This window comes from Methylobacterium sp. GC_Met_3 (genome assembly GCF_026540775.1).
Classification (GTDB): domain Bacteria; phylum Pseudomonadota; class Alphaproteobacteria; order Rhizobiales; family Beijerinckiaceae; genus Methylobacterium.
The window spans coordinates 560,284-580,954 of the sequence record NZ_JALNUL010000001.1 but is presented as its reverse complement, the minus strand read 5'-3'; the positions used below and the strand labels follow the sequence as shown (position 1 = coordinate 580,954).

At 68.2% G+C, this 20,671-nt stretch carries 10 protein-coding genes and 1 pseudogene; 3 read left to right on the top strand and 8 right to left on the bottom strand.

The genetic code is table 11. The features are described 5' to 3' along the window. Positions 1–155: 155 nt before the first annotated feature. Positions 156–2,135: an AAA family ATPase gene (locus OXS27_RS02810; RefSeq protein WP_267354142.1), complete on the bottom strand. Its 1,980-nt coding sequence runs from the start codon at positions 2,133–2,135 to the stop codon at positions 156–158. A 530-nt stretch (positions 2,136–2,665) separates the two neighbouring features. Between OXS27_RS02810 and OXS27_RS02805 the strand changes: the two genes are divergently transcribed. Further along, complete coding sequence (locus OXS27_RS02805; protein ID WP_267354140.1) at positions 2,666–4,063, top strand: radical SAM protein; 1,398 nt, start codon at positions 2,666–2,668, stop codon at positions 4,061–4,063. A gap of 42 nt (positions 4,064–4,105) precedes the next feature. On the opposite strand, the gene OXS27_RS02800 is transcribed toward OXS27_RS02805, so the two are convergent. The 5 genes from OXS27_RS02800 to OXS27_RS02780 form a co-directional block, all read right to left on the bottom strand. Next, on the bottom strand, positions 4,106–6,163 hold the full coding sequence (locus OXS27_RS02800; RefSeq protein ID WP_267354138.1) for a hypothetical protein: 2,058 nt from the start codon (positions 6,161–6,163) through the stop codon (positions 4,106–4,108). Then, positions 6,160–10,632, bottom strand: a complete 4,473-nt coding sequence (locus OXS27_RS32635; RefSeq protein ID WP_267354136.1) for an AAA domain-containing protein — start codon at positions 10,630–10,632, stop codon at positions 6,160–6,162. Before OXS27_RS32635 ends, OXS27_RS02800 begins: the two co-directional genes overlap by 4 nt. Before the next feature lie 106 nt (positions 10,633–10,738). Further along, positions 10,739–11,650: a metallophosphoesterase gene (locus OXS27_RS02790; protein WP_267354134.1), complete on the bottom strand. Its 912-nt coding sequence runs from the start codon at positions 11,648–11,650 to the stop codon at positions 10,739–10,741. Continuing rightward, a complete protein-coding gene (locus OXS27_RS02785; RefSeq protein ID WP_267354133.1) occupies positions 11,647–12,132 on the bottom strand; it encodes a metallophosphoesterase in 486 nt (161 codons plus the stop codon). The genes OXS27_RS02790 and OXS27_RS02785 overlap by 4 nt, the downstream gene beginning before the upstream one ends. 1 nt (position 12,133) lies before the next feature. Further along, positions 12,134–13,915 (bottom strand): ATP-binding protein, encoded by a 1,782-nt coding sequence (locus tag OXS27_RS02780; protein ID WP_267354131.1) that lies wholly within the window; start codon positions 13,913–13,915, stop codon positions 12,134–12,136. A gap of 456 nt (positions 13,916–14,371) precedes the next feature. Between OXS27_RS02780 and OXS27_RS02775 the strand changes: the two genes are divergently transcribed. Both OXS27_RS02775 and OXS27_RS02770 read left to right on the top strand, forming a co-directional pair. Further along, positions 14,372–15,154 carry a DNA-binding protein gene (locus OXS27_RS02775; protein WP_346733080.1) on the top strand — a complete coding sequence of 261 codons (783 nt, stop codon included), beginning with the start codon at positions 14,372–14,374 and terminating at the stop codon, positions 15,152–15,154. Positions 15,155–15,796: 642 nt separating this feature from the next. Further along, positions 15,797–17,791: a PAS domain-containing sensor histidine kinase gene (locus OXS27_RS02770; RefSeq protein ID WP_267354129.1), complete on the top strand. Its 1,995-nt coding sequence runs from the start codon at positions 15,797–15,799 to the stop codon at positions 17,789–17,791. 104 nt (positions 17,792–17,895) lie between these two features. Here OXS27_RS02770 and OXS27_RS02765 read toward each other — a convergent pair. Both OXS27_RS02765 and OXS27_RS02760 read right to left on the bottom strand, forming a co-directional pair. After that, positions 17,896–19,452, bottom strand: a pseudogene (locus OXS27_RS02765) (ATP-binding protein); the annotation flags it as partial. 54 nt (positions 19,453–19,506) lie between these two features. Next, entirely contained in the window at positions 19,507–20,580 is a 1,074-nt protein-coding gene (locus tag OXS27_RS02760; protein WP_267354127.1) for a catalase family protein, read from the bottom strand. Positions 20,581–20,671: the final 91 nt, after the last annotated feature.

The window sequence follows — 20,671 nt, the reverse complement described above, 5'->3', positions numbered from 1 at the left end:
CCAGTCTGGACCGCGCCCGTCGTTCCGCCTCGTGCATGGCGACTCCGCCGATGGTGCCCAGGACCTCGTGGATGGCCCTGGTGTAGGCAGTCTCGCCGAGGGCGTACCGAAGCTGGCTCAAGCGCCTCACGACATCCCCGAGCTGGTGGTCCGGATCAGCGTGCATCGATGCCTCCCGGTACGATGGCGTGCACGACCAGCGGCGCGTTCTCGGCGATGAGACGGCGCACCTCGTCGCCCGACACGATGCGATCGACGAGCAGCCGCTGCGAGATGGCCTGGATGGCGGGCTGGTGGGCGCCTACGAACGAGACCCCCTGCGCATAGATTTCCGTGAGATCGGTTTCCACGCGTTCGCGAAGCCCGGGATCCCGCCGCAGCTGGTCCCAGGCCTCCTCGCGGCTCGCGATGTAGGTCAGCGTCCCACCAAGGCCGAACGAGGTGTGCGCCAGCAGGATGTACGCCGTGGCGGCTGCGAGGTCGCTTTGGGCGCTTCCTCCGGCACCGGTGTTCGCAGCGCCCGCGAGGGCGTCCTGCGCCCGACCGGCGAGCGACACGATCACCAGGTTCTCGATGTCGGCCCGGGTCATGATCTCACGCCTGGCGATGCTGGAGCTCATGTTGCCGGCGCTGCCGGCCTTCAGGAGGATGGTCACTTCCTTCACCACGCCGACGCCCAGGACGTGGCAGGCCGTGGCATGCGCCGCCTCATGCCTCGCACAGAGAATTAGTTCCTCCTCCGTGCGGTTGTCGGGCGGCGCGACCCGTCCCACGAGGTCGGCCAGGATCATGGGCCGGCCGGCATCGCGCGCCACCCGGCGGGCGTCGCGGACCCAGGCCGTCGCTTCGGCTCCCGTGGCGCCCCCGCCAAGGCGCGCCACGCCGGAGACGTCGACGCCGGGAAGGTCGTCCGGACCGAGGTGCTGCCGGATGATGCCGGCCAGCGCCTCGATCGAAGGCGGCCGGATCTCGATGACCGGGTAGAGCCGGCCCGGCCTGACGAGGGCGGGATCGAGCTGCGACCCGTGATTGGTCGCACCGATGACGATGAGCTTGGATGTCGGTCCCGATGTCGTCGAATCGAGGGCGAGCAGGACGCCGTTGATGACCGGCAGCCACCAATCCTTTCCCCGGTTCGACATCGTCGACCTGTTCGGAAGGCCGTCGAGCTCGTCGAGGAACAGGATCGCGGGCGCCTGCGCCGCGGCGAGGCCGATGACCCGCTCGAATTCGCGCAGGACGCCGTCCAGGTGGCCGTTCGACATGCCGGTGAACCATGAGGAGACGGACGTCGCGACGATCGGCAGACCGGCGCTCTTGGCGATCGACCTGATGAAGGTCGTCTTCCCGGTCCCCGGTGGGCCTGTGAACGTGGCGGTCCGCGAGATGGCCGACCAATCCAGCTTCCCGGCGCGCCATGCGGTCAGGTCGCGGACGAGGTCCAGCGCCCAATCCATGGCGCCGCCCTCGTATCCGTGGAGCTCGGACAGCGCCGGAACAGCGCCTTGCTCATCGGTGGTGCCGAGCTTCGAGCGGACGGCGGAGGCCAGCCTGCGGACGCATTCGGCCGGCGTCGAGCCGATCCGGATGCAGGAACAGATCTCGCCGAAGTCGAGACCAGCCGCGGCGTTGGGCGGCAGGCGCCTCGGACGCCGGCCGGTGGCCTTTCGGATGACGTGGGCGACGATGCGGTTCGACGGCGTCTCGATGCGCACGCGGACATCGGCGGCCGCGACCAGCGCGGACGGGAGATACATCTCCGGCGAGGTCGAGATCCCCAGCACGCTCCCACGACGGGAGAGGTGTTCCGCAACGCGGCCGTTGCCCTCAATCGGACGATCGTTAACCTTTGATAAGCCGACCCTGTTGAAACTCGTCCCGAACGACGCGAGCGTCCGAACGATCATCTCGACGTCCGCGGCCCAGCCCGGGCTCGGGATCTCGACGATGACGGCGGCGCCGGGGCGTTGCATCCGGCGGATGCCGGCGGGCTTGAAGGCCGCGGCGATGGCCGCCTCCGCGAGCGTCTGCTGCGGGGTCTGCAGGCCCTGCAGGGTGGCGCGGGAGTATTCGTCGTCGAGGAGCTCATCCTCGGGGAATTCGACGTAATCGGGTGTGGTGGCGCGTTGGGCCATGACTGCCTCCTTGCGGGGCAGCCGGCCGCGAACGCGCGCCGTCAGGCCCCGGGAATGGATTTCCGCAAATGTCTCGCGAGGCGGCGCGACCGGGCGATGCCGGTTCGGGCCGCGGTCCGGTCCAGGGACCGGGGCGCGAGTTTTCGGAGCCGGGCGTGCAGGCAGGTCATGATTCCACGTCCTCTATCGATTCAGTTCGGACCATGGGATCCGAAGGCTGACTGACCGCCGGGGCTGCCGGACATGCCAGGACCACGTCGAGACGGGAACGAATAAAGAACCCTAGGAATCCGGGTCAACGGCGTCGACCGGTTTTTCTGAAATATTCCATACTGCTTTGGACAACGGGGATAATCGAGATCACGCGACGGGGAGAGCATGTGAGGAGATGAGGCGTCGACGATTGATGATCGTCCCATTCTCGGAGGAACGATGGACGGCGTCGCGACTTAGCCATCGCTGGCTTGCTTTCCCCTCCTGGGTCACGGTGCCTGCGTCTCTTCCATACATTCAGCGCACGGGCGCAAGTGATGTCGCTATCCGAGCGGGTTCTCTTCGTGTCGGCGGGCATGTCGCGTCCGAAGAAGCGGGACCATCCACTCTCGCGCCGGCAGCTGTATCTCAACTACGGCGCCTTGACGCTCGCGACGATCCTGGATGCCGATGGTCATGCCTCCACACTTTCGCATGGGGAACATGCGGAGCCGTCCGCCTTCCTGGAGCAACTCCATGCGGCGGGCCTGCTTCCGTCCAGGCATCCCGTCATGCTGTCGCTTCCAAGCTTCTATGCCCTTGGGTGGGCCAAGGATTTCTGCTCGTCGCTGAAGGCGCGTTTTCCGGAAAGCAGGATCGTCGCCGGCGGTCGCTGGGTCACGGACCCGGATCCGGATTGGCTCCGGCGACAGGTACCCGAGATTGATCATGTGGTCACCGGTCTGGCGGAGGGCACCGTCCACGGCCTGATCGGGGTCGGTCCAGGGACCGGCGTCGCGGGTCGAACCCAGCTTCCGGGCCTTCCGCTCGATCATGAGCTCGTCGACGGGTTCGACCGCTTCCAGCCGAGCATCGAGGCCTCTCGCGGCTGCGGCATGGGCTGCTCCTTCTGCGAGGAGCGTGACATCCGGCTGTCGCCCCTCCGCGATCCGTCCCTCCTGGCCGACCATATGGAACGGGTCCTGGAGCAGTATGGAGGGGGCGGGATCCACCCGTACCTGCAGTCCTCCTTCTTCATGCCGAGCACGTCCTGGGCATCGCGGCTCCGTCAGGAGACCGAGCGTCGCGGGTTACGGATCCCATGGCGGTGCGAGACCCGTGTCGATGCGATGAAGCCCGAGACGGTGGCGCATCTCGCGGCGGCCGGCATGAGGGTCATCGATCTCGGGCTGGAGACGGCGTCGCCCACCCAGGTGCTCGCCATGAACAAGTCGGATGACGTCGACCGCTACCTGCGATCGGCATCCGATCTCCTGAGGGCGTGCGCCGCCAACGGGGTGTGGGTGAAGGCCAACGTCCTGATCTATGCCGGTGAGACCGCGCGGACGATCGGCGAGACGCGCGCTTGGCTCGACGAGCATGCCCACGCGATCAAGGGCGTCTCGGTCGGTCCCGTCGTAGTCTTCGGTCCGCCCCGCCGGGCGGCGTCGTTGCTGGCCGACCTCGCAGGCCACGGGGCGAGCGCCGTGGATCCGGAGGCGGCGGATATCTGCGGCATCACCCAGGTCCACCCGAGCCGGGAGATCAATGCCGACGCGGCGGAGACCATCAGCCTCGATCTCTCGCGGCGGTACATGACGGAGGACGACTATTTCGATCTCAAGTCGTTCTCGTACTATCCGAGGGGATACGGGCGGAACGATTTCGAAGCGGATGTCCGTGCGTCGGATCCGGCGGTGCTCCCGTTCCGGACCCGCACCCGGGCCGATGCGTGAGCGTCCCGATGCCGATGGCGGGCGGCCCGCGTTCGGCATCGATCACGGTACGACCGTTACGAGGGACGACGGCTTGCTCGCGACAGGGGGGCGACTTTCCTCGGGCGCCTCCGGCGCCGCGCCGCGGAACGAGGCAAGCACGCGCCCGGCATGGCGGAGGTTGGCATCGTCGCCCGGGGTGAGCGAATGGCCGTTCTCGGCGAGCCGGCCTCGCCATTCCGACAGGAAACCGTCCCCGGCATCCTCGGCGACAGGCGACCTGACGTAAGGCTCGGGATCGATCTCGCAGTGGAGCACGCAATCCCAGGAGATGGAGTTGGCGTGCTTGTGGAGGCCGGAGCCACCGTCGCCGAACATCGGCCATGCCTGGACGGGACGGATCCCGGCGAGCGCCAGGGCGGCGGCGAGGGCCTCCCAGCCGCGGCCGTCGAGGTTCTGGTAGGTGAACACCATCCGGGCGCCGGGGCGGCATACCCGGGCGATTTCCCGGAAGCGGATGGCGAGGGCTTCCGTGAAGGCCAGGGCGGCTGCGGCGCTGCCCTTGTTGGAGGCGAGCTGGCCCTCGGGGAAGCCTCCGAGATGCGAGGGGTCGATCAATCCCAGGCGGGCGAGCCAAGGAACGTAGAAGTGCCCGAGTTCGGAATAGGCGATGTAGTTGAAATAAGGCGGGTCGGTGAGGACGAGGTCGACCGAGGCGGCCGGGATGTGGGCGAGGTCACGGGCGTCCCCGCAGCGCACGTCCCATGCCCCCGGTTCGCGGACCGGCACGGGGATGGAGGGGCCGGTGGTCACGGGGGCCTCAAGCGAGGCGGAGAGGCTGCGCGCCGCGCGGGTCACGGCCCGGACCGCGTTGGGGAAGGTACCCCGCCCGTTCCTCGTCAGCCACGGGTTGAGTTCGACGGGGCGGGCGATGTGCCGGTAGGCCCGGATCGCGAACAGGGGGGCGAGGCGCCGCCAGCCGCCTGCGTAGGCGCAGAGCTTGTTGTTGGTGCCGAGGTGGTCGGAGAACGCGATGCGCAAGGCCTCGCCGACCGGACCGCCGATCCCATCGATGGCACGGGCGAGCAGACCGAGATGCAGGGCTTGCCGCGCGTTGTAGAGCTCGTTGTAGCGGCGGTACCCGTATTGCAGGAGACGATTGTCGAAGCGGTTCTCCCGGGGGATCTCCCCTGCGACGAGGAAGCCGGGATCGGCGACGACCTCGGCGGCGATCCGCGCCTCGGCCGCGGCGTAGGACGCGCGGTCGGCATCGGTCGCGTTCCGGATCCGCCTCTTCGGGCCGGTGAAGCGTAGTTCGGGGCCGACCGGGATCGTCTCGACCGCGAAGAGCCGGAACCGGGGCGGGTTCCCGGTGCGGCCGGCGCGATCGATGAGGCGCTCCCGGTGGCCGCAGGCGGGGCAGCAGGCGGTCCCGGCATCGAGGTGGCCCTTGCGCGCCTTGGTGAGGGTCCCGCAGTCGCAGGAGATCGTGGCGCGGGCGGTCGAGGTTTCCTGGACGCCGCTGCAGGAGCGGCAGGCGACCCACTGCCGCCGGGCGGTGTCGTTCCAGGCGAGACGGAAGGTCGGATGGGCGTCGAAGCCGTGTCCGCAGGCCGCGCAATCGACGCGCTGGACCCAGAAGGCATGGAGCAGACGCTCCTCGACGCCGGCCGCGTCACGCGTCGCATAGTAGGGCGCGAGTTCGGCCCCGACGGTGGCGACGAGGACGTCGAGCGCAGGTCCGAGGTCGGGGAGGCTCGCGAGGCGACCTTGGAAGTCGGAGACGGCGGCGGCGACGGGCTCGACGTCGACCCCATGGACGTCGGCCCCGAGGCGGGAGGCCTCCAGCAGCATCACGCCACCGCCCATGAACGGGTCGAGCACCCGCAGGCCGGCGCAGTCCGCAGCGCCGTAGTAGGCGGACCAGAAATTGCCGTCCGCCGGTGTCGTGGCGGCGACGAGCAGGGACCGGGCGGTCGCTGCGAGGCGGCGCGCGAACCACTTGTGCGCCTGATAGGCGTCGCGCGGCCGCACGCTCTCGCGGGTGGCCATCCGCGCGATCTCGCCGACCGGAAGGATGCCCGCATCGAGCAGGGATCGCCTGGGCAGTCTCCCCGTCATCGCAGCTTGATCTCGCACGCACCCAGGCCAGGGATCGATGCTGGCACGACGCGTGGCAAGTATCCATCGGCGAAGTGCTTCAGGAGCCGGGAGGCGCGAAGGATCTGGGGATCGCGTGGGAGATGGTCGACGAGGCGGCGTGACATGATGACGACGAGCTTCGCCTTGGCTCGCGACGCGATGACGTTGAAGCGGTTCAGGCTGTACAGGAACTCCTCCTCGGAGCCGATCTGGTCGCGGTCGCCGAGGCCGAAGCTGGCGATCATCACGTCGCGCTCCTGACCCTGGAAGCGCTCGACGGTATCGACGGACGACAGCATCGCGGCGCGTTCGCGGTCGCCGGTGACGAAGGTGGAGAGCCGGTCGACGATGGCGGCCTGCTGGGCCCGGTGGGGCGTGACGATGCCGACGCCCAGCTTGAACAGGTCCCGGGTGGGATAGGTCAGTTCCATAATCGGTTCGGCGAGGCGGCCGACGAGGCTGCGGACGAGCCCGGCGACGAGGTCGGCCTCGTCGTCGTTGCGCTGGCTGGAGAACTCGTCGGGGTGGATCACCGCGACCAGGGGTTCGGCGGGATCGAGGATCGTGGCGAGGTGGGCGTGCCATGGCAGCGCGGCGGGCCAGTCCGCGGGTCGGCGTGCCGGGACGGGCGTGTCCAGGTGGATGCGCAGGGCAGGATCGACGGCGACGAGGTCTGGGCCGTATCCGGCGAGGCGCACGAAATCGACGATCTCGGCGTTCGAGCGCCGGCTCCGGTCGAGCATGATCCGATCGATGGCCGGGGGCACCTCGGGCTCCGGGCCCCGCTCGTCGCGTCGGTAGTGCCGGTAAAACCCATAGATCGATCCGACCAGGTGGTCCTTCCCGGCCGGCGGCTCGATGGGATGGATGGGCGGCATCTGCAGGTCGTCGCCGACGACCGTCACGCTGGCGCCCTCGTCGAGCATCGCGAACGCGACGATGGCCTGAGACACCGGCATCTGCGAGGCCTCGTCGACGAGCATGAAGTCGATGTAGCCCTCCATCGGCCGCTTCGGGGTCGGACCGAGCCGGCCGAGCTGATGGGCGGTGGCGGCGACGATGGTGATGCCGGGGTCGGTCGTGAGCCGATCCCGCAGCGTGTTCATGGCCAGCATGTCGTCGGTACGCACCAGGAAGGGTTCGAGTTCGGGGGCGATGCCGTCGGGTCCGGGCTGGCGTGACGCGAGACGGGCGAGATACGGCCGATCCTCGGGGGCGAAGCCCCTCAGGAGGGCGGGGATTCCTTTCGCGACGGTATCGATCGCGACCCATGTCGGGCCGGTGATGGCGAGCCGGAGCCTTTTGCGTTTCGCGATCGCGTCGGCGAAGAGGGTGCGCAGGATCGCGATGGCCGTGTAGGTCTTGCCGGTCCCCGGGGGGCCCCAGAGCAGGCAGAGCCGTCGCGTGACCGAGCGCTCGACCGCATCCCGCTGCCGTGGCGACAGGCCGACCTTCTGCCGGTCGAGCAGCGCGAGGCCGGCCTCGGGCGACCAGTCCGAGGCGGTCGTCGCCATCACGTCCGCATTCCAGAGGAAACCGGCCATCGGCACGTCCGATCGCACGATCAGGCGCGTCCTGAACCTGAGGCGGGTCAGGACCTCGTCCTGGAACAGCGGTCGCGCCTGGGAGATGGGCGGGACCTTCATCGTGACGAGGACCGGCTCCAGACGCGGCTTGACGAAGAAGTCGATCACCATCGGGTCGAGGATGGCGTAGGCATGCGCGTCGGGGGTCGAGCCGTCACCGGGGACGGGACCGATGCCGTCGAAGTCGATGATGCCGGTGGCGATCATGGCGGGCAGGAGCGGACCCTGTGGCTTGACCGCGACGACCCGGCGCGCCCGGTCGAAGGCGAGGATGTCGACCTTGCAGGCGTCGCGCAGGGTCAGGACGTAGTCACGCTTCTCGAAGGGGCACAGCCGTTCCAATTCGACATGGTCCTGCTTGAGCTTGGCCACCTTCACGAACTGCCGTCCCAGGTGGCTTTCGGGCATGATCGACCAGGTGAAGTCCCCCTCCTTGATCTTGGTCATCCTGGATCGGTTCGCGAGCTCGAAGACGAGCACGTCCGGATCGGCGGCGAGGCCGGGGCGATCGATGCGGGCGAGCGCATCCGTGCGGGCGTCATCCTTCAGGAAGCCCGACATCCTCGCGCTTTCGAAGCGGGCTTCCCGTTGATGCGGGGGAATGGCCATCAGCATGTCGACCCGCAGGCGATCGGCCGCGAGCATCAGGCGGGCATGCTGGAGTATTATCTCGCAGTCCCGCGGCATGGCTCCCATCGCATCGGTCTGCGCGAAGACCTTGTCGACCTCCGGTGCATCGGCCGAGAGCATGTCGGCGAGGTCGGTGGTGATTCGTTCGGCGACCGCGAGGATGGCGTCGAGCCGCGTCTCGACGGCGCGCCGGATGTATCGATCGCGGAAGGTCTGGAAGTTCACGCGCGTGATCGGCGATTTCTTCAACCAGACCTCGTGCCCCCGTTCCGATGGCATCTGGTCCGAGAGCGGGTCGTGGAGCATGGGGTGGAGCTTGAACGGGATGCCGTCGAGCTCCTTCTCGCGCCTGAACGCGGCGAGGCCTTCGGAGTGGTAGGCGTTGGCGACCCCGAGGAGCGAGTAGTAGTGCGGCACGTCCAGGGCGAGGAGCGTGCCGATCGCGTCGGAGACGATGGAGATCGGGGACCTGACCGAGGTGAACTTGGCGTCCTCGATGACCTGCTCGGCCGGGAACAGCCAGGCGAACGGCGCGGTCCTCGCATGAACGCCCCCGGCGGTCGGTGCGACGAGCGCGAGCAGGTGCCGTCCGGTGATGCGGCAGATGTGGTCGAACGTCAGCTTGTCCCAGAGGTAGATCTGGACGGTCGCCTTGGTGTCCTGCTCGTCGCCGATGCCGTGCCTCCGGTAGGCGGCCTGGATATCCGCTGCGACCCGCGTCAGGTCGCCGACCAGGCGACCCATCAGGTCCATGACGACGTCGCGTTCCTCGTCGGGCGACTGCTTCTCGACGAGCATGACGTTGTGCTGCTCGCGCTCGACCCCGTAGCCGAAGCGGCCGCGTCCCGGGGCGCCCCCTTTCCGGAGGTTCGGGATCAGGTAGACGAGGCGATACCCGATCGCGAAGGTCAGGCCGCTGCCGACGTCGAAGTCGCAGGTCAGCGCGACCCGGACGTGGCTGAACCGAGGCAGCACCGCGGACGTTCCGGAGCGATCGGGAAAGCGCGGCTCGCCACCGGTGGCGAGCACCTCGGAGCGGGCCCGGAAGAGGGTCCGCCCGGCACGGAGCTTCTGGTGCTGGTCGAAGGCGCCGTCGTTGGGTTCGAGGGCGGCGAGCTGCGAGACGTTCCCGACGAGCCGTTCCCGCAGCTTCCCGCATGCCCCGCGGGTGAGGCCCGTGATCCGGCTCAGGTGTTCGCTGGCGAGGGCTTCGTGCCAGCATAGGGACGGGGCGCCGGGCGTGGCCGCCGTCCCGTCCTCGACATCGAGCTCGGGCTCCGGCTCGGAGTTCCTCTTCCAGTCGTAGCCGAGGTAGTCGCAGCCGATGCAACCGCTGTCGACATGCCACGGCAGCGTGGTCCAATCCCCGGTTAGGAGGGCGTCCCTCAGGTCGACGGCGAGGAAACGCCGAACCCGGCCGAGCACGACCTCGGCGGGCAGGATTTCGAGATCCTTGCCGAAGGCGGCGACGTAGGCGTCGAAGTCGCGTTCCCTGGCCCCGCTCCGACGGTCCTGGGTGTCGAGGCTCCGGATGGCGGAGGCCTCGTGATTCCCGGGCCAGATCGCCGCGTCCTTCAGGACGACGTAGCGGTCGGTCCTGCGGGTATCCTCAAGCCAACCGGCGAGGATCATTCCGTAGTAGGCGAGCTCGGCGAAATGGGACGGGCTCGGTTCACCCGAGAGCTTCACGTCGACGATGCGCAATCCGATACGCGTGTCGGTCTCGGGTATCCCGAGGATCGAGCCGTCGACCTGGATCGTGTCACGGCGACGGGGGGCCGTCGCATCCGGGGGAATAACTTCGAGGATGTCGGGCCGGACGACGCCGAGTGTCAGGCCGGGGCGGGCCGCGGCGGAGGGATGGCGCGGGAACGCGCCGCCGTCCACGAGGTCATCCAGGCGATGGGCCCGTCGGAACGAGGGGGTGGGCCGGTATTCCGCCTCGATGACGAAGGCGTGCCCACGGATGCCGTCGAGGTGATCTTCGAGGGCGATCTTGCCGAACGCGCGCTCGTCCTGTTGCGTGACCGGAAGGTCGACGCCCCTGACGACCCTTGGGCCGAAGGCGTCGACCAGGTCGGCGAAGACGCGCCGCTCGAACCGGCCGCCTTGCTTGACCAGCATCGCCAGGCCCGGACGCTTCACGTCCTTCACGGGGGCGTTGTCGTGGGCGCGCGCGGCGTCGTTCGCATAGAGGTCGAGGCGAAGGCGGCGACGACATTCCCCGCTCACGAAGTGCGAGAGGGTCCTCTTGTTGAGAGCGTACACTTCGATCCCTCGCCTGACGGCCGGATCATGCACGGGGCGGGTGGCGAAGCCCACGTGCCGGCCGGGTTACCTATGGGACAACCTCGGGCCGCTGCGTGCCGGCATCAGCCGGACCCCAGGTTGTCGTTTCGCCCGACGATAGACGATTCGGCGGTGTTGTCTCCGATGGTCGGGATCCATCCAGGGTGATGACCTTGGCCACATCGAAACCGGTGGCCTCCTCGACGTGGCCGCGCGGGTTGCAGATGATCCGCGTCGGCCCGACGATGTAATCGGCAGCCGCATGGATATGCCCGTGAACCCAGAGGTCGGGACCCCTGGCGTGGATGAGGTCGCGGAGGTCCGAGGCGTAGCACCACCGCATGTCGGCATGCGGGTCCGGCAGGCTGTCGGGGTGCGGGGCGTGATGGGTGACGGCCACGGTCGGCCCTGCGTGGGGCTCACCGAGGGTCGCCTCCAGGAAGGCCCGGGTCCGGCGGTGCATGGCCAGGACCTCGCCCGGCTCTATGCGGTGGCGCGAGCTCGGGCCTATCCGGATGCGGCGGTAGTCGACCATGCCGGAGCGGCCTTGGGCGGTGCGCATGGCATGGCTCAGGCTGAAGGAGCCGAGGCGGAAGTCGGTCCACAGGGTCCCGCCGGCGAAGCGCGTGCCGCCGATGACGACGGCGTCGTCCATCAGCAGGTGGATGCCGAGACGCGCCGCGATGTCCCGGCCTTGGGACATCTGATCGGCGAGGGTGTAGCGCTCCTCGCCGCGATCCCACCAGAAGTCATGGTTGCCCGGGACGTAGACGGTCGGCACTCCGGACAGGCGATCGCCGAGCCAGGCGAGGGCTCGTGTCAGCGGCATGTCGACGTCGCCCGCGACCACGGCCACGTCGAAGCCGGCGGCCGGCGCGTGCGCGGCCGGGTCCCATGCGTTCTCCGGGCAATCCTGGTGCAGGTCGGACCAGATCCATAGGCGTTGCTGGCCGGAGGTCATGGCTGACCTCCGGCGGTGGCGTTCTCCGCGAGGCGCACGCGGATCTCTTCGAGGGTCACGGGACGATAGTCGAAGCAGTCCACGCCGACGTCGGTGCTAGCGGCGGTGCCCGGCAGGGTGCCGTGGGAATGGCCGTAGAGGTGGATGTCGCCGCGGTGCATCCGGGGCCACACCCGATGCCCGTAATGGCTCAGGAAAAGCCCCTGGGGTGATCCGTCAAAATTTTGGACGACGACGCGGGCGACGTCGACGACGGGCCCGGCCCACGGGAGTCTGACGCTGATGCGGTCATGGTTGCCGCGCACCAGGAAGATGCGCCCCCTCAGTCGCGAAAAGATCGCGCGGGCGTGGGCCTCGGGGCAGTGGTAGCAGAAGTCGCCGAGGTGCCAGACCGTATCCTCGGGGCGCACGGCGGCGTTCCAGTTCGCGACGAGGGTCTCGTCGTGCTCCTCGATGGTCTCGAACGGGCGGCGGAGCGCCATCCTATCGCTCAGGATGCCTTGATGGCCGAAATGATCGTCGGCTGTGAAGAGTGTTCGGGATGACATTCGAGCCTCGCGCGCGGGTGCGGAGGCTCGACGCATGGGTCGCTGACGCTCCGGAAATCAGGGGGGCGAAGGACGGCCTATGCGTTTCATCGAAAAAGCTCCTCGGGCGGGGATTCCTTATTTCCTGGACGCGACCGCGACGCAACCATGTGCGATCTCGTTCGCCTGTCCGACCGGCATTGTCGCGATGATCGCCTCGATATGAGCGTCCTTTCCGGCCGACCTCATCCTGCGGCGAGGCGGCCCCCGTACGCCCGCCACGACCGACCGCCTTTCGCAGCGAGATCGCCTGGCTGGAATGCCCGCGGGTGGCACCGAGCCCGTTGATGCGGAACGTCTCCCGGACCCGGCATCTCCTCCAGGATCCCGGGGCACGGTTCCCCGGTGCCGACGCCTCCGCGACGAGATCCTCGATCGCCATGGGCCGCCTGGCGGCCCTTGCACGCCGACGGGCATCCCGCACCCATCCGGCGAGTGTCCCACCGGTCGATCCGGACGCGAGGGCGACGACGTCGCCGAGACATACGCCGTCCAGGTCCCAATCGAGGTGCTGACGGAGGATCCCCGGGATGGCTTCGTCGTCCGGCGGTGGGATCTCGATGATCCGCGAGAACCGGCCCGGGCGAACGAGCCCTGGATCCACCGCATCGCCGAAGCTCGCTGTCCCAACGACGATCAGCCTCGGGGAGGATGGCCCGCCTAAGGCGATCCCGTCGAGGAAACGGCCGACGTGCCCAACGGCAGCGCCGCTCGGGATCGCGTCGATCGCGTCGATGAGGAGGATCGCGGGGGAGGCATCCGCCGCCCGGGCGAAGGCGACCTCCGCCTGGAGGGGCACACGATCAGGATACGAATTGCCGTCGACGAGCCATGACGGCACGCGGGTGGCGATCAGAGGGAGACCGGCCGACCTGGCGATGGCCGCGACGAGGCTCGACCTGCCTGTGCCGTCGGGTCCGCAGAGCACGGCTTGACGGCCCGGGTCGGCGAAATCCGCAATCTCGCCCCGGCGCCATGCCTCGACGTCGGCGATGAGCCGCTCGGACCACGCCGCGGCCTCCCCGTATCCGTGCAGGTCCGTCGGGTCGGTGTCGCATGAGGGGAAGCGATCGACCACGGCCCGGTTGGCCGTGGCGCTCCCGAGCCTCCTGAGGCAGGAGCGCACGTCGCTCCCCACGCGGATGGCGCTGACGAGGTCGAAGTAGTCCAACCGGTCGCCCAAGCTTTCCGAAGTGATACCGGGTTCGACGTCGGTCGCATCCCGGATGGCCATCCGGATGACCGCCGACGTCGGGTGGCCGGTGCGGATGCTCATATCGGCCCGGGCAACGAGGACCGACGGGAGAAGGCGCCCGGGAGCGTGGCTGACAGCCACGAGGCGATGCCCGGAGGCCAGCGCTTGGGTGATGGGCGTCTCGTCCGCGGCGGCCTCCGAGGATGGGCACCGGATGCCGTCGTTGCTCACGACGAGGTGCCAGTCGGCCATCGCCACCGCGGCAGATCGCAGGGGCGCGACCCAGGCGGGCGTGGGGGCTTCGATCACGACGCTGAGGCCCGGTGCGTATCGGAAACGATGGACCTGGGCGGGGGTCATCACCGTCTCAAGCAGGTGGCGGCCCAGGGTCTCGTCGGGGGTCCGACAGGGCGTGGACTTGAGGAAGGGACTGTCGGTCCGTGTAGGGAATTCCGTGCCGGTCGTGCCGGTTTCTCTTGTCATGGCTGCCTCCGCGCAGGGGCGGCCGACCGCTCACGATGGCGGCAGGGTCAGCCCTGGGGGGTGTCGGGAGGGCGCGCGAACGCCCGTGACGGATCGCGGCCGGGGGTGACCCTGACCTTGATGGCAGCCGGTTTTCGGAGTTCGTGCATCGACGTCATCGGGAGGTCCTGGAGGGCTTCCCGGGCGTGAGGCTATCCGCGGGAGGCGGTATCGGCGTGACCCGGAACGGCGTCTGCCTTCCGGTTCGCCAGGGGTTTCGAATGCGCGGACATGGAGCGTGACTGCTCCCGGATTCCACGTTTCGCAAGTCGTCCAGAAAAATGCGTTGGGGACGGGTGTGGATGGATTTCGCGGCCTTCGGTCGGCCGGGCGAGCGATTGAAGTGCGACTCCGAGGATAACGCGTAGCGTGTAGCGCTATGCGCGATGCGTTACGGAATCGGCCGGTTTGTTAACCATGATCGCGTTTTGTGGGCGCTCGGTGGAAGGACGGGCGATGGCGGGCAAGAAAACGGGACCATCGCGGATGGAGGATCCCCGGCGATGGGAGGTCTTTCGCGCTGCGGACCAGATCCGGGCGGAGAAACGGGACCGCGTGTCGCTTCGGACCGTGTGGGCACGGGTCAAGCTGAACGCGGGGGTGGCCGGCAACAACCAATGCGTCGGCGAGCACCTGGCGGAGTGGACCCGGGAGCGAGCGTACAGCCCGATCATCGAACTCGCGGGCTTGCCGGACGCGGTCGAGACGGGGCTGGCGAAGGCCGGCGTGGCGCTGTGGAAGGCGGCGGAGGCCGAAGCCGCGGCGATCCTGGTAAGGGATCGCGTGCGCATGGCGGAGGCCATCGCGGCGGAGCGGGATCTCCGGAACGAGGCGCTCGGAATGTTGGACGCGCGCGACGCCGTGATCGAGGCCCAGCGGAGCGAGATCGCGTGGTTCGTGGCCGAGCTCGAACGCGAGAAGGCGCGTGTCCGGAAGGTCCGGTCACTCGATTTCTGGCGACGCGTGATCCAGGAGGTCCGGGACATCCTGCCGGAACGCGAGGCGCTGCACGTGGCCGAGATCACGCTCCGGATCGGTGCCGACCTGGTCCAGGAGGCCGACGAGCATGGGCAGCTTTGGGGCGTCGACACGGTCCGGGGCGCGATCGACGAGCGGATGTACCGCAACCGTTATTTCGTGAGCGAGGGCGGCGGTCGTTATCGGAGGCGCAAGCCGGAGGACGGCGGGGTCCCCGCGTGATGCGGTCAGCGCCCGGGTGCGATCTGGCCGATGCCGCTCATGCCGCGGAGACGGCCGGCCTGGTCGAGATCCGCCGGGGGCAGGTGCAGGTCATGGACCGTGCCGCATTGGCGGTAGGCAGGCCGAACTGATCCGACGTCGCGTACCTGGAGCCCCGTTTCCGGAGCGGTCGGTCCTCCGCTCCCGGCTGGAAGGGTCGGCCGCTCGACCAGGAGGGCCTGCGGCGGGCCATCATGGTATGAGCGGTCGGGCGGGTGCAGCCTGCCAGCGTAAGGCTTATGCGCCGTCCGCGTCCGTCCACCTTCGTGGTCGGATCACGCTCCCGAAGAGTGGGACGCCATGCATTCCATGGTTAAGGATTCCTTCACGGACGCGGCGCACCAATGGGGATCGGATCGCCCCGGGAGTAGGACGTTACGGCTGCCGTGATCCTTTCGCCGCCCGGTGCGTTCGGTCGAGGGACCACATCTCGGGGTTCCTATGCATGCCCCCGGAGCGAGCCGACCTGAGCCGATGGCGGGACCGCTCCTCTCGACACGCAGGATAGCCTCCGCGACCGTGACCTCGTTTTCCGTTTCGCCCACCCATCCAAGGACACCCTCACCGCCGTTTCTGACCGGCGGCGGCGAGATGGGTGTACGCATGCGCGATCACGACTGGTTCGGATCGCCCCTCGGTTCGCCGAGTTCGTGGCCGGCGTCGCTGGGCATGGTCGCGAGCCTTATGCTGGGATCGGCCTTCCCGATGTTCGTCGCCTGGGGCGACGGCCTCGGCTTCCTCTACAACGATGCCTATTCGCGCATGCTGGGGACGAGGCATCCGGAGTGCCTCGGAAAACCCTTCCGGCAAGTCTGGCCCGAGATCTGGGACGCGATCACGCCGTTCATTGAACGGGCCATGTCGGGCGAGGCGACCTATCAGGAGGACCTGCCGCTCGTCATGCTGCGCAACGGCTTCGACGAGGACACGTGGTGGACCTTCTCGTACTCCCCGGTGCGTGACGAGGCTGGCACCGTCCAGGGCATGTTCTGCGCCTGCGTGGAGACCACCGACGCGGTCCGGTCGAAGGCCGCCCTGGCGGCGCTGAACAAGGACCTGGAGGCCCGGGTCGAGGCCCGTACGCAGGATCGCAACCAGCTCTGGGAACTGTCCTCCGACATCATGCTGCGGTGTGATTTCGAGGGGCGCATCATCGCGGTCAATCCGGCCTGGACGGAGGTGCTGGGATGGACCGAGGGAGAATTGGTCGGGCGTTCCGTTTTCGACCTCATCCATCCCGACGACATCGAACGTACGGTGCAAGGCGCCCAGGCTTCGTCGGAGGGAAGGTCCCTCGCGCGCTTCGAAAACCGTTACCGTCGTGCGGATGGCGGCTACCGCTGGATCAACTGGTCGACCCGACCGGACGCCGGGGTCATCAATGCGGTTGGGCGCGACGTCACCGTCGAGCGCGAGAAGGCGGATGCTTTGGCGGCGGCGGAGGACGCGTTGCGCCACTCCCAGAAGATGGAAGCGGTCGGGCAGTTGACCGGGGGCGTGGCGCACGACTTCAACAACCTGCTCACCGTCATCAAGTCGTCGACCGACCTGCTGAAGCGACCGAACCTCGCGGAGGACCGGCGCATCCGCTACGTCGGGGCGATCTCGGACACGGTCGACCGGGCCGCCAAGCTCACCTCGCAACTGCTCGCCTTCGCCCGGCGCCAATCGCTGAAGCCGGAGGTGTTCGACGCCGGCGAGAGCGTCCGGGCCATCGGCGGGATGATGGGCACCTTGACCGGGTCACGGGTGCGGATCGTGACGCAGCTTCCCGAGCGATCCTGCTTCCTGAACGCCGACCCGAGCCAGTTCGATACGGCGCTGGTGAACATGGCGGTCAACGCCCGGGACGCGATGGACGGCGAGGGCCAGTTGTCCATCACCGTTGACGCTGTCGAGCAGATGCCGGCGGTGCGGACCCATGCCGCCGTTCCGGGGCCATTCGTGGCCGTGGCGGTCACGGATACCGGATGTGGCATCCCCGAGGAACGGCTCACGCAGGTGTTCGAGCCGTTCTTCACCACCAAGGGCGTCGGGCACGGCACCGGCCTCGGGCTGTCCCAGGTGTTCGGTTTCGCCAAGCAGTCGGGCGGCGAGGTCACCGTGGCGAGCACGGTCGGCAAGGGCACGACCTTCACCCTCTACCTGCCGCGGGTAGCCGAGTCGGCGCGCGTGGATCATGACCGCGATCCGGAGCCGCTCGTCGACGGTCACGGCACCTGCGTGCTGGTGGTCGAGGACAACGTCGAGGTCGGGACCTTCGCGACCCAGACCCTTGCCGAGCTCGGCTACATCACCGTCTGGGCGGCCAACGCCGAGGAGGCCCTCGCCGAACTCGCGAAGGACGCGGACCGCTTCGACGTGGTGTTCACGGACGTGGTCATGCCCGGCATGAACGGCATCGACCTCGCCCACCTCATCCGCGAGACGCACCACGACCTGCCCGTGCTCCTCGCCTCGGGCTACAGCCACGTGCTCGCGCAGAACGGCACCTACGGCTTCGAGCTCCTGCACAAGCCCTACTCGGTCGAGCAGCTCTCTCGGCTCCTTCGCAAGGTCGCGACCTGGCAACGTCGCAAGCGCGTCATGGGGCGATAGCGATCCCCGGGCCGGTTCGATGACCTTCGCCGGTGTACCGGAAGGATTTCCGGGGTTCCGTCGGATGGTGGCCGTTCCACATCCGATCCTTAGCGGACACGGGGCTAGGTGCGACGGGCCTGGTCCCTGCCACCCTCGATCATCGAGCGGATGCGCGCGGCCATCGCGTCCATCGCGAACGGCTTGGTCAGCACCGCCATGCCCGGCGGAAGGTGGCCATTGCCGATGACGGAATTCTCGGCATAGCCCGTGATGAAGAGGACCTTGAGATCCGGACGGTGGACGCGTGCGGCATCGGCCATCTGCCGTCCGTTCATACCGCCCGGCAGGCCCACGTCGGTGACAAGCAAGTCGATGCGGACATCAGACTGCAGCACCTTGAGGCCCGTCGCGCTGTCACCCGCCTCGATGGCCGCGTAGCCGAGGTCTTCGAGGATGTCGGTGACGAGCATGCGCACGGTCGGCTCGTCGTCCACGATCAGGACCGTCTCGCCAGACTCCGAGCGCGGTAGCCGGGCGATGGTTTCGGCGACGGTCTCGTCCTCGACCGCGCCGGAGTGGCGGGGCAGGTAGATGCAAACCGTCGTACCCTGGCCGACCTCCGAGTAGATGCGCACCTGCCCGCCCGATTGCTGCGCGAACCCGTAGATCATCGAGAGGCCCAGTCCGGTGCCCTGACCGATCGGTTTCGTCGTGAAGAACGGCTCGAACACCCGTGCGACCACCTCGGGCGGCATGCCCGTGCCGGTGTCCGTCACGCATAGGGCGAGGTACTGCCCCTCCTGCATGTCGTGCTGTCGAGCCGCCCGTTCGTCCATCCACTTATTGGAGGTCTCGACGGTGATGCTGCCGCCGTCCGGCATGGCGTCGCGGGCGTTGATGCAGAGGTTCAGCAGGGCGTTCTCAAGCTGGGAGGGGTCCACCAGGGCGGGCCACACGTTGGTCGCGCCGACCACCTCGATCCGGATACCCGGACCCACGGTGCGCTGGATCATCTCCTGCATGCCCATGGCGAGCCGCGTCACGTCCGAGGGCCTGGGGTCGAGGGTCTGGCGACGCGAGAACGCGAGCAGGCGATGGGTGAGCGCGGCGGCACGCTTCGTGGCAGATTGTGCCACGCTCATGTAGCGCTCGACATCGGCCACCCGCCCTTGCTGCATGCGCGTTTGCATCAGCTCCAGGGAGCCGGAGATGCCCGCCAGCAAGTTGTTGAAATCGTGGGCCAGCCCCCCGGTGAGTTGGCCGACCGCCTCCATCTTCTGCGCCTGGCGCAACCGCTCCTCCGTCGCGTTGAGGTCGGTCACGTCGACACAACTGCCGAAGTACCCCGCGAACGCTCCGTGCCTGTGGAAGGGCGCCCCGTTGTCGAGGAGTTCCCGGTAGACGCCGTCATGGCGCTTGAGCCGGTACGTCATCGTGAACGGCCGGCGCGCCTCGAACGCGGTGACGTAGACGCTGAGACAGCGCTCGAAATCGTCGGGGTGAACGCCCTCCGTCCAACCGTTTCCCGTTTCCTGCGCCATGGTTCGGCCGGTGAAGTCCAGCCAGGGTTTGTTGAACCAGTCGCACAGCGTGTCCGTACCGGCACGCCAGATCATGACGGGCGCGAAGTCGGCCAACTCTTCGAAGAAACCATCACCACCGAGCCGGTGGATCTCCTCGCTTTCACCCACCGAAAAAGCCGTTCGCCGCTCGTGTTTGCTTCATGGCCATGCTCAACGCGCAGCGGGTTCGTGGATCGGGCAACCGTTGAAGCGCTGCCGGAACTCGGCAGAGTGCTTGTAGGGCGCGTTGCGAGCCCGATTGATGTTGCCGAGTGGCCGGTGAGCAGCGAGCCCGGTCCAGACCGCGAACCGCATACGCTCGTTTACGGCGTCGACGCGTTCGGGGTCCCAACTGTCCTGCGCCCGGACCGTGATGGTGGCGACACGCCGGAACGGCGCCTCGTCCTCGTTCCACTCGACGGTCGGATCCTCGACCGGCTGGCGTTCGAGATCGCGGCAGAGCTGGACCCGGAACTCCCAGATGCCTTCGATGCCGGCCATCTCCGATTGAACCGTCTCGCGGATCGCGTCTGGGCGCCCCGAGGCATCGATCTCGGTGCCGGTCAGGGCGGTCAGTGCCGGGGCGACCGGAGCCACCGAGAACTTGGCGATATGGTCGCCGTACCGAAAAGGCGTGACGCTATAGTAGGTCTCGCCGAGCGGATCGACGTTCGGCGCGCCGCCGAGCGAGCCCAGCGTCGGGCTCTCGATGCCGACCGCGTGCAGAGCCTTGTTGACCCCACGGAGCACGGTGGAGGCGGCGACCTTCACGCCCTCGATGCGGTCGGTCGTCTTCGCCAGCAGCTTGAGGCTGCCGAGGAACTTCTCGGCGTTCGGCGCCTGGAACACCTTGCCGTTGACCATGACGAAGTCCTGGGTCGTGCCTTCCGCGCCCGGCAGGCGCTCGCCGTCGACGTCCAGGACCTTCAGGGCGAGCCCCCGCGGCAGGGAGACGGCGTCGGGAAGGATGTCGCCGGCGTTCGTCGACATCCGCATGATCACCTTGTGCTCGCCCGGCGTCCCGAACAGGCCCTGGGCGAGTTCCGGCGGCAGGTCGGCATCGATCCGCAAAACGCCTTCCAGGATGCCGTGCGACTTGGCGTGGACCGAACGCACGGCATGCCCGGAGTCCTTCGCGACCGTCTCCAGGATGGTGTCGAAGGTCTCGTTCAGACCATCGATGGTCTTTTCCTCATCCGGCTTCACGACCTCGACGTCGGCGCTGTAGCTGACCGCTGCCTGCAATGTCTGACGTCCTTCTTCGCTGGCCTCGGAACAGAACCTCCAGGGCGTTCCGGCGTTCCAGGTCCCTTCCCCGTCAATCGCCCGTGATCGA